Origin of the sequence: Actinomadura roseirufa (assembly GCF_900659635.1) — a bacterium.
GTDB lineage: Bacteria > Actinomycetota > Actinomycetes > Streptosporangiales > Streptosporangiaceae > Spirillospora > Spirillospora roseirufa.
The window spans coordinates 1-9,516 of the sequence record NZ_CAACVB010000271.1; the positions used below are offsets into that span (position 1 = coordinate 1).

The following is a 9,516-nucleotide window of genomic DNA, read 5'->3' on the forward strand; positions in this document are numbered from 1 at the left end:
GCCGCTGCCGCCGGCGGGCGTCAGCGGGCCGGTTCCGGTGGTGGGAAGCGGGCCGGACTCGTCGGTGACCGGCTGCGGCGCGGTGCCGCCGCGCGGCGGCCGATGCGGTCCGGTGCCGCCGACCATGGGGTGGGCGCCGGTCCCGCCGACCATCGGGTGCGAGCCGGTGCCGCCGGTGACGGGGTGCTGGCCCGTCCCGCCGACCGCGGGCTGGGCGCCGGTGCCGGTGGTGGCGGGGAACGTCCCGGTACCGCCGGTCGCGGGGAACGTCCCAGTGCCACCGGTCGAGGGGAACGTCCCAGTGCCACCGGTCGAGGGGAACGTCCCGGTACCGCCGATCGAGGGGAACGTGCCCGTGCCGCCGATCGAGGGGAGGGCGCCGGTGCCGCCGACGGAGGGCAGCGGGCCGGAGGGGTGCTCGTCCTGGCGGAGCGGGCCGCCGGCGCCGAGGGCGGGCGGCTCGGCGGTCGAGGTGAGCGCGGCGAGCGGGCCGGGCCCCTCGGACTCGCGGGCGCCGAGGCCGCGCGCGCCGACGCCGACCGGTTCGCCGGGCGTGACGACGGCGTCGGGCAGCACGACGAAGGCGGTGAGGCCGCCGCCCTGCGCGGCGCGCAGCTCGACCCGGACGCCGTGCCGGACGGCGAGCCGGCCGACCACGAACAGGCCCATGCGGCGGGCGGCGGAGAAGTCGATGACCGGCGGGTTCGCCAGCCGCCAGTTCGCCTGCTCCAGTTCCTCGGGCGACATGCCGACGCCGTTGTCGGTGATCTGCAGCATCGAGCCGCCGCCGCTGAGCATCTGGCCGGAGACCGTGACCTTGGTGTGGTCGGCGGAGAAGACCGTGGCGTTCTCGACCAGCTCGGCCAGCAGGTGGACGAGGTCGTTGACGACGGGACCGGCGACGGTCATGTCGCCCTGGACGCGCAGCGCGACCCGCTCGTACTGCTCGACCTCCGACAGGGACGCGCGGACGACGTCGATGAGCGGGACGGCCTGGTTCCACCGGCGCACCTGCTCCTGACCGCCGAGGACCAGCAGGTTCTCGCAGTTGCGGCGCATGCGGGTGGCGAGGTGGTCCAGCCGGAAGAGGTTGGCGAGCTGCTCCTCGTCGCGCTCGCTCTGCTCCAGCTCCTCGATGAGCCGCAGCTGCCGCTCGATCAGCGACTGGCTGCGCCGCGACAGGTTGACGAACATCGCGTTGATGTTGCCGCGCAGGACCGCCTCGTCGGCGGCGAGCCGGACCGCCTCGCGGTGGACCTCGTCGAAGGCCCGCGCGACCTGGCCGATCTCGTCGGTGGAGTCGATGTCGATCGGCTCCACTTCGATGCCGCCGGCCGCGGCCTCGGGATCGCGGAGCCGGTCGACCAGTCCGGGCAGCCGCGTGCTGGCCACCTCGAGGGCGCCGGACTGCAGGCGGCGCAGCGGCCGGCCCAGCGACCGGGCGACGAGGATGACGGTGCCGAGGACGACCGCGAGGACGAGGAACAGCAGCACGCCGTCCCGGATGGCCGCCGACTCGGCGTCCGAGCGGGCCTTGCCGGCCTCGGCGGCGAGCTTGCCGGCGAGGTCCTGCTCGACGGTGCGCAGCCGGTCGACCCGCGCGGTGGAGTCGGACTCCCAGCTGCGCGCGGCGTTCACGCCGAGCTTGACCCGCTGGCCCTTGGACGAGTCGGCGCGGGCGAGCGCCTGCAGCCGGGTGACCTCGCCGCGGTCCAGCTCGGGGCCGGTGACGTTGTCGTCGAACAGCTGGAGCTGGGCCCGCGTGGCGGTGGAGCGGAACGAGGCGATGTTGGTGTTCATCGAGGCGCGGGCGTCGTCGACGGCGGCGCGGTCGATGGGCTCGAACCGGGTCTGCCAGAGCGCGGCGCCGATGAGGGCGCGCTCGCGGGAGGCGGCGTCCTTGGCGCGGGCGATGTCGGCGAGGGCGAGGGCGCTCTGCGCCAGCTCGGGCGTCTGGGCGTCCTGGGAGACGAGGATGTGGAAGCTGTTGAAGTCCGCGACGAACTCGCTGTACTTGTCGACGATCTGACCGGGCGCCAGCCGCAGCGAGACCGCCCGCAGTGAGGGCAGCTCCTCGACCCGGTTGACGACGTTGGCGACGGCCAGCCGCAGGGCCGGCGAGCCGGGCTTCACGTCGCGGGCCGCCTCGCGGACCCTGCGGGCGGTGGCGTCCACCGAGTCCGTGCGCAGTGCCAGGGTCGTCGAGCTGACGGCGTGCGCGCCGCCGGCGGCGCGCTCGGTGAGGGCGTCGCGCTCGTTCTCGACGTCGTGCGCGAGCGCGGTCAACTCCTTACCGAGCGTAGCCAGCCGGCCCGTCTTGCGGTAGGCGTCGGCATCGTCCAGGGAGACCGAGACGCGGTAGCCGGCCAGCAGCACGGCGACGATCGTCGGCACCGCCACGATGGCCGTCAGGCGGGTCGGCACGCGCCAGTTGCGCAACCTGAACCTGCCACCGAGGGAACCCCGCTTCGGGACGTGTTCCCTGGCAGGCGAGGCCTCCTGGGGGGACTGCGGGGCGATCTCGGCCCCTTCGGCTTTCGGCACTGCCCTCCGCTACCTCTCACTGGGTTGACCGCTCGCGGCGCACGGTGACCCTGAATGAGATTCGGGTCGGCGTCACCCGCCCGCGCCACGCAGGCGAGCGCGGAACATTGCAACACAGAGCCACCACCATGGCCAACCCGAATGATCACACAGGTCTGGACTTGTGATGTGAGAGATACGAATGTCACAGCTTGTTTACACGTGTTCACATATGTCCACGTAAAGCTGACATCTCCCCCGCGTCCCCTCGAGGGTGCGCTACGCTCCCCGACCGTTGAAAGATCACCCTTTCAGCCAGCTTCCCCCGCATATGGAGCGTTGCTCATGTCTGCTTCCCACCGCCGTGCCGCCGTCAGTGGCGCACTCTCCATCGCGGTAGCGCTCTCCGCCGCCGCTTGCGGCGACTCCGACGACAAGAAGTCGGCCACCGGACTCGAGAAGTCCACGGTCACGATCGGCACCATGACCATCGCCGACACCGCCCCCCTCCAACTCGCCATCTCCAAGGGCCTCTTCAAGGCCGAGGGCCTGGAGGTCAAGACCCGCGTCGTCAGCGGCGGCGCCGAGGCGATCCCGCTGCTCAAGAGCGGCCAGCTCAACATCACCTTCGGCAACTACGTGTCGCTGCTCACCGCGGCCTCCAAGGACCCGGGCTTCAAGCCGAAGGTCATCGCCGAGGGCTTCCAGAGCGCTTCCAAGACCCACACGGTGATGGTCCGCAAGGACTCTCCCATCCACACCGTCAAGGACCTGCAGGGCAAGAAGATCGGCGTCAACACCCGCCGCAACATCAGCACGCTGTTGATCCGCGCCGCCGGCAAGCCGCAGGGCGTGGACTTCGACGAGGAGAAGAACTTCGTCGAGATCCCGCCGCCGGGTATGGAGGCCGCGCTGAAGTCCGGCAGCGTGGACGCCGTTCAGGCGATCGAGCCGTTCGGCACGCAGATGCAGCAGGCCATCGGCGCCCGCATGGTCGCCGACCTGTCCAGCGGCCCGACCGCCGACTTCCCGATCGCCGGCTACGCCTCCACCGAGGCGTTCGCGGGCAAGAACCCCAAGACGATCGCGGCCTTCCAGCGGGCGCTGATCAAGGCCGACAACATGGCCGCCGACCGCAAGGTCGTGCAGGACATCCTGCCGAGCTACGCCAAGGGCATCGACGCCAAGGTCGCCTCCACGATGAGCTACGGCTCCTACCCGACCTCGCTGAGCGCGACCCGCCTGCAGCGCGTGGCCGACGTCATGCAGCAGTTCCAGTACGTGCCCCAGCGCGTCGACGTGAAGCCGCTCCTCCAGCCGGGTTCATGAGGTTTCGCCGCATCGTCTACGGCGCCGCCGGAGTGGCGGGGCTGGTGGTCGTCCTCGAGGTCGTGAGCCGTACCGGCCTGGTCGACGACACCGCCCTGCCCCCGGCGTCGACCGTCCTGCGCGAGGCGGGCCGGCTGGCGGTCGACCAGGACTTCCTGGTCGACGTCGGGGCGACCCTCAAGGCCTGGGCCGGCGGGCTGCTGCTGTCGGTGCTCGTGGCGGTGCCGCTGGGCGTGCTGCTCGGGTCGGTCCCGGTGCTGAACACCGCCTCGCGGGCGCTCGTCGAGCTGTGCCGGCCGATCCCCTCGGTGGCGCTGATCCCGCTGGCCACCATCGCCTTCAGCACGGTCGTCCAGCAGAAGATGGCGCTGATCTTCTACGCCTGCCTGTGGCCGATCCTCGTCAACACGCTGTACGCGCTGCGCGACGTCGACCCCGTCGCCAAGGAGAGCCTGCGCAGCTTCGGGTTCGGGACGCCGGCGGTCCTTTGGCGCGTGTCGCTGCCGAGCGCCGCGCCGTTCATCGCGACCGGCGTCCGCATCGCCGCCTCGGTCGCGCTCATCGTCGTGATCAGCACGGAGCTGGTGGCCGGCGGGGACGACGGCGTGGGGCTCTACCTCAACGAGACCCAGGCCGGCGGCGGCCGCAACGACCTGCTGCTCGCCGGCGCCTGCTGGGCCGGGGCGCTCGGCCTGGTGGCCAATGCCGGCCTCATCTGGCTGGAGCGGATCGCGTTCCGCTGGCAGAGCGCCCGGTCGGAGGGGGTCGCGTGAGCGCGCTCCGGCTCGGCCGCGGCCTCATCGAGCGGGTATGGCTCGTCGCCGTCGCGGTGGCGGCCTGGGAGATCGTGACCCGCCGGGTCGGCGAGACCTACTTCCCGCCGCCCTCGACGATCGTGAAGGCCCTGCGCGAGCAGTGGTTCTCCGGTCCGGCCTCCGCGCTGTTCCTCTCGGACAAGGCGCTGGACGACTTCTCCGCCAGCCTCGCCCACCTGTTCGTCGGCTGGGCCGCCGCGGGCGTCGCCGGCGTCGCTCTCGGCGCGGCCATCGGGCGGTCCCGGGTGCTGCACGACCTGCTGGACCCGGTGCTGCAGTTCCTGCGCGCCGTCCCGCCGCCCACGCTGGTGCCGTTCTTCATCATGGTGTTCCACATCGGCGCGACCATGCAGATCGTCACGATCGCGTTCGGCGTGGTGTGGCCGGTGCTGCTGAACACCTCCGACGGTGTCCGCGGCGTGGACGCCCTGCAGCTGGAGACCGCGCGCGTCTTCGGCGTCGGCCGCTTCCGGCGGCTGTTCCAGGTGATCCTCCCTGCCGCCGCACCGAAGATCTTCGCGGGGCTGCGGGTGGCGCTGTCGTTCGCGCTGATCCTCATGGTCATCTCCGAGCTGGTCGGCAGCACCGAGGGGATCGGCTCGGAGCTCATCGGCGCGCAGCGCGCCTTCGAGCTGCCGCGCATGTGGGCCGGGATCGTGATGCTCGGGATCCTCGGCTTCCTGTTCAACGCCCTGTTCATGCTGCTGGAGCGGCGCCTGCTGCGCTGGCACGCCGGCGCCAAGCGCCTCGCGGGATGACGATGGGCCTCACGACGCACACACAGAAAAGGCGGCCGTGGTGCTGCAGATAACGGGCCTCACGCACTCCTACTCCGACGGCCACGTCGCGATCGACTCCCTCGACCTCACCGTCGCCGACGGCGAGCTGCTCAGCATCGTCGGGCCGTCCGGCTGCGGCAAGTCCACCCTGCTGCGCTGCATCGCGGGGCTGATCCGGCCGACCGGCGGCCGGATCACCCTGAACGGCGCCGCCGTCGACGGCGTCCCGGACGACCTCGCCGTGGTCTTCCAGGACTACAGCCGCTCGCTGTTCCCGTGGCTGACCGTCCGCGACAACGTGGCGCTGCCGCTGCGCCGCCGCGGCAAGTCCCGCGCGGAGCGGCGCGCCGCGGCGCAGGAGGCGCTGGAGTCGGTCGGCCTGCCCGACGCCGGCCGCAAGTACCCCTGGCAGCTCTCGGGCGGCATGCAGCAGCGCGTGTCGATCGCGCGGGCGCTGGCCTACCGGCCCTCGCTGCTGCTGATGGACGAGCCGTTCGGCTCGGTCGACGCGCAGACGCGGGAGGACCTGGAGGACCTGGTCCTCCAGGTGCACCGGGCGGAGAAGATGACGATCCTGCTGGTCACGCACGACATCGACGAGAGCGTCTACGTCGGCGACCGCGTCGTGGTCCTGAACCGCTCCCCCGCCCGCGTGCACGCCGACCTCCCCGTCACCCTGTCCGCCGACCGGGACCAGATCGAGACGCGGGGGCTGCCGGAGTTCGTCCGCCTCCGGGCCGAGGTCGGACGGCTCGTGCGCGGCGGCGCGAGAATCCCCGGAGCCGTTCCCGCGGGAGCCGCCGGGGGCATCCTGAAATCGGACATCAGGCATCAGAAGGGCGTCGGCCCGGACACCATGGCGGACTCCGAATCCGGCGGCACCAGGCCGACCCGCTGAACGAAGGGCGATTCATGCGCGTACTCATCGTGGGCGCCGGCATCGGCGGGCTCACCACCGCGTTGAGCCTGCACGAGGCCGGGGTCGAGACGCTCCTCATCGACTCCGCCGTCCGGCTCCGGCCACTCGGCGTCGGCATCAACCTGCTGCCGCACGCGGTCCGCGAGCTGACCGAGCTGGGGCTGGGCGGGGAACTGGCGGAGATCGGCATCCCGACCGCCGAGATGGTGCACTTCGACCGCCACGGCGGCCGGATCTGGGGCGAGCCGCGCGGCCGCGCGCTCGGCTACAACTGGCCGCAGTACTCGATCCATCGCGGCGAGCTCCAGATGACGCTGCTGGAGGCGGTGGTGGCGCGGCTCGGCGCCGACGCCGTCCGCACCGGCACCGTGTTCGAGGGCTTCGAGCAGGACGGCGCCGAGGTGCGGGCGCTGCTGCGCGACCGCGCGTCGGGCACCACCGAGACGGTGCGCGCCGACGTGCTCGTCGGCGCGGACGGCCTGCACTCGGCGGTGCGGCGGCAGCTGAACCCCGGCGAGCCCGCGCCGCTGTGGAACGGCATCCGGATGTGGCGCGGCGTCGCCGAGGCCGAGCCGTTCCTCACCGGCCGGACCATGGCCGTCGCGGGCAGCAACGTCACGTCCAAGATCGTGGTCTACCCCATCTCCATGCGGGCCGAGCAGCGCGGCCGGGCGCTGCTGAACTGGGTCGCGGAGGTCAAGCTCGACGGCGACCACCTGGAGCGCGACGCCGACTGGAACCGCGGCGGCCGCCTGGCGGACGTGCTGCCCCACTTCGAGGACTGGACCTTCGACTGGCTCGACGTCCCGGCCCTGATCAAAGCTTCGTCGGAGATCCTGGAGTACCCGATGGTCGACCGGGACCCCCTGGAGCGCTGGACGTCCGGCCGGGTGACCCTGCTCGGCGACGCCGCGCACCCGATGTACCCGATCGGCTCCAACGGCGGCTCGCAGGCCGTGCTCGACGCCCGCGTCCTGGCGCACGAGCTGGCGGTCGCGCGGGACCCGCACAGCGGCCTGCTCGCCTACGAGCGGGCCCGCCGGGAGAAGGTGAACGCCATCGTCCTGGCCTGCCGCGACATGCCCGCCGACCGCGTCCTGCACACGGTCAGCGAGCGCGCCCCGAAGGGCTTCAGCACGATCGAGGACGTGCTGAGGCCCGAGGAGCTGTCCACCATCACCGGCGCGTACCGGCAGACGTCGTTCTCGGACGTGGAGGCGCTCAACAGCCGCCCGTCCTACAGCAAGACCGCCTGACCGCCCGGACACGGTGTGCCGGGGCGAGCGCGCCCCGCCCCGGCACACCGCGCCCCCGGCGCCAATGGTCCGGTAGCGGTGGCGCGTACGGCTCGTTCCGCAGGTTCCACTCCGCCCGTGACACGGGCCGCCGGCGGCCTGTTGACTTTGCATGATCCTGCGATTACGGAGCACTTCTCCATTCGCCGGATCCGTTCATTTCGTCCGCCTTTCAATTACCGCCCGGCCAATGCCGTCCAAGCCGATGGGAACGGTGCGCCGGAAAATGGAGGCGGGCACTCGCGCGGTGGAGCGCCGGATTGCGACAGCGCCCGTCGCGAAGGGTCTTCAGCGGCCCGCCGGTACCCGGTCACGCGAATTCCCAGTACGACGCCGGCCATCGCTCGTTCCTGTTTTAACCGGCTCGTACGCGATCACGGAGCGCGACGGGGGCGTCGGTCCCGGTTCCGTTGGACCGTTGCCTCTCTGGACCAACGGCCCGGCCGTGCCCGCTGCGCTGAGGAGTCAGGAGCCGTGCCCCGCAAATCGGCCCGTCCCATTCTCGAAGCGATTCCTGTCCGGCTGTGGCCTCGCCGGGAGGACGTCCCTCAGCGGGCGACCGCCGCCAGACGGGCCTCCATGGCCCGGGCGGCGTGCTCGTACGCGGCGGGCTCGTCGCAGAGGACCGCGCGGGCGCCGCCCGCGCGGCACAGCGCGTCCAGCTCGAAGGCCAGCTGGGCGACGTCGGCGTCCGCGTCGATCTCGCCGAGGTCCCGCGCCTCGCGCAGGCAGCGCTCCAGGAAGTCCTCCCAGCGGCGCTGGGAGGCCACGACGGCGTCGCGGACCCGCCCCGGCCGGGCGTCGAACTCGGCCATCGCCGAGTAGAAGAAGCACCCACCCGGGAACACGGCCTCGCGCTGGTAGCGCTGCCACGCCGCCAGGACGGCGCGGACGCGGCCGAGGCCCTCCGGCACGCCGAGCGCGGGCACCACCACGTGTTCGCGGTAGACCTCCACGGCGCGGTCGACGGTGGCGAGCTGGAGCTCCTCCTTCGAGCCGAAGTGCGTGAACACGCCGCTCTTGCTGATCCGCAGCTCGGTCGCCAGCCGGCCGATCGACAGGCCCTCCAGGCCCTCCGCCGAGGCGATGTCGGCGGCGCGGCCGAGGATCGTCCTGCGCGTCCGCTCCCCCTTGAGGAGCCGTCCGTCGGTGCCCATCGCCTCAATCTGCACGATCGTTCGTGCAGAGTCAACCCGCCGGACCTCTTGACGGCGACGCCGTCCACAGAAGAAAGTACGACCGTTCGTTTACTTTCTTGGAGGGCCACCCATGTCCACCGACACCACCGCGGCCCCGCATGCCGCGGCCCGCGGCACGGGCCGCGGCGTCCCGCTGCTGGCCGCCGGGGCGACCTTCCTCGCCATGCTCGACGCCACCGTCGCCAACCTCGCCGTCCCCGACCTGCGCGCCGACTTCCCGACCGGCTCGCTGTCCGGCCTCACCTGGGTGATCACGCTGTACGCGGTGCTGTTCGCCGCGCTGCTCGCCCCGGCGGGCCGGCTCGCCGACATCGTCGGCCGGCGGGCCCTGTTCCAGGCGGGCACCGGGCTGTTCACGCTCGCCTCGCTGGCCTGCGCCGCCGCGCCGAACGTGCCCGTCCTGCTGGCCACCCGCGCCGTGCAGGGCGCGGCCGCGGCCGCGATGATCCCCGCGTCGCTGGCGCTGCTGCTGCACGACACGCCGCCCGACCGCCGCGCGGGCGCGGTGGGGCTGTGGAGCGCCGCCGGCGCGTTCGCCGCCGCGTTCGGCCCCGGCCTCGGCGGCGATGCGGTCGGTGCGGGTGTCCTGCCACACGATCGCGTTGTAGAACGGGCGGCCCGTCCGCCGGTCCCACACCAGCGTCGTCTCCCGCTGGT

7 protein-coding genes and 2 pseudogenes are annotated in these 9,516 nt (G+C 72.5%); 6 read left to right on the plus strand and 3 right to left on the minus strand.

Features of this window, described 5'->3' with window-relative positions:
• On the minus strand, nucleotides 1–2,424 hold a 2,424-nt coding region (locus E1291_RS34535), incomplete at its 3' end, for a nitrate- and nitrite sensing domain-containing protein (protein WP_165495431.1).
• 444 nt (nucleotides 2,425–2,868) lie between these two features.
• Here E1291_RS34535 and E1291_RS34540 point away from each other — a divergent pair.
• The 5 genes from E1291_RS34540 to E1291_RS34560 are packed head-to-tail and all read left to right on the plus strand — an operon-like array spanning nucleotide 2,869 to nucleotide 7,621.
• Entirely contained in the window at nucleotides 2,869–3,852 is a 984-nt protein-coding gene (locus tag E1291_RS34540; RefSeq protein ID WP_131742272.1) for an ABC transporter substrate-binding protein, read from the plus strand.
• Nucleotides 3,849–4,625 carry an ABC transporter permease gene (locus tag E1291_RS34545; protein ID WP_131742273.1) on the plus strand — a complete coding sequence of 259 codons (777 nt, stop codon included), beginning with the start codon at nucleotides 3,849–3,851 and terminating at the stop codon, nucleotides 4,623–4,625. The genes E1291_RS34540 and E1291_RS34545 overlap by 4 nt, the downstream gene beginning before the upstream one ends.
• Nucleotides 4,622–5,425, plus strand: coding sequence for an ABC transporter permease (locus E1291_RS34550; protein WP_242614559.1), 804 nt, complete (start codon nucleotides 4,622–4,624; stop codon nucleotides 5,423–5,425). Before E1291_RS34545 ends, E1291_RS34550 begins: the two co-directional genes overlap by 4 nt.
• Before the next feature lie 40 nt (nucleotides 5,426–5,465).
• Nucleotides 5,466–6,344 (plus strand): ABC transporter ATP-binding protein, encoded by an 879-nt coding sequence (locus E1291_RS34555; RefSeq protein WP_131742274.1) that lies wholly within the window; start codon nucleotides 5,466–5,468, stop codon nucleotides 6,342–6,344.
• A gap of 14 nt (nucleotides 6,345–6,358) precedes the next feature.
• Nucleotides 6,359–7,621: a flavin-dependent oxidoreductase gene (locus tag E1291_RS34560; RefSeq protein ID WP_131742275.1), complete on the plus strand. Its 1,263-nt coding sequence runs from the start codon at nucleotides 6,359–6,361 to the stop codon at nucleotides 7,619–7,621.
• Between the two features lie 587 nt (nucleotides 7,622–8,208).
• Here E1291_RS34560 and E1291_RS34565 read toward each other — a convergent pair.
• Complete coding sequence (locus E1291_RS34565; protein ID WP_207401095.1) at nucleotides 8,209–8,817, minus strand: TetR family transcriptional regulator C-terminal domain-containing protein; 609 nt, start codon at nucleotides 8,815–8,817, stop codon at nucleotides 8,209–8,211.
• Nucleotides 8,818–9,022: 205 nt separating this feature from the next.
• Here E1291_RS34565 and E1291_RS44350 point away from each other — a divergent pair.
• Nucleotides 9,023–9,364: pseudogene (locus tag E1291_RS44350) on the plus strand (MFS transporter); the annotation flags it as partial.
• Nucleotides 9,365–9,388: 24 nt separating this feature from the next.
• Here E1291_RS44350 and E1291_RS44355 read toward each other — a convergent pair.
• Nucleotides 9,389–9,516, minus strand: a pseudogene (locus E1291_RS44355) (FGGY family carbohydrate kinase); the annotation flags it as partial.

Bases quoted from the DNA above. Each gene is read 5' to 3' on its own strand.
- E1291_RS34560 (WP_131742275.1), top strand. From the start codon at position 6,359: ATGCGCGTACTCATCGTGGGCGCCGGCATCGGCGGGCTCACCACCGCG.
- E1291_RS34565 (WP_207401095.1), bottom strand. From the start codon at position 8,817: ATGGGCACCGACGGACGGCTCCTCAAGGGGGAGCGGACGCGCAGGACG.
- E1291_RS34545 (WP_131742273.1), top strand. From the start codon at position 3,849: ATGAGGTTTCGCCGCATCGTCTACGGCGCCGCCGGAGTGGCGGGGCTG.
- E1291_RS34540 (WP_131742272.1), top strand. From the start codon at position 2,869: ATGTCTGCTTCCCACCGCCGTGCCGCCGTCAGTGGCGCACTCTCCATC.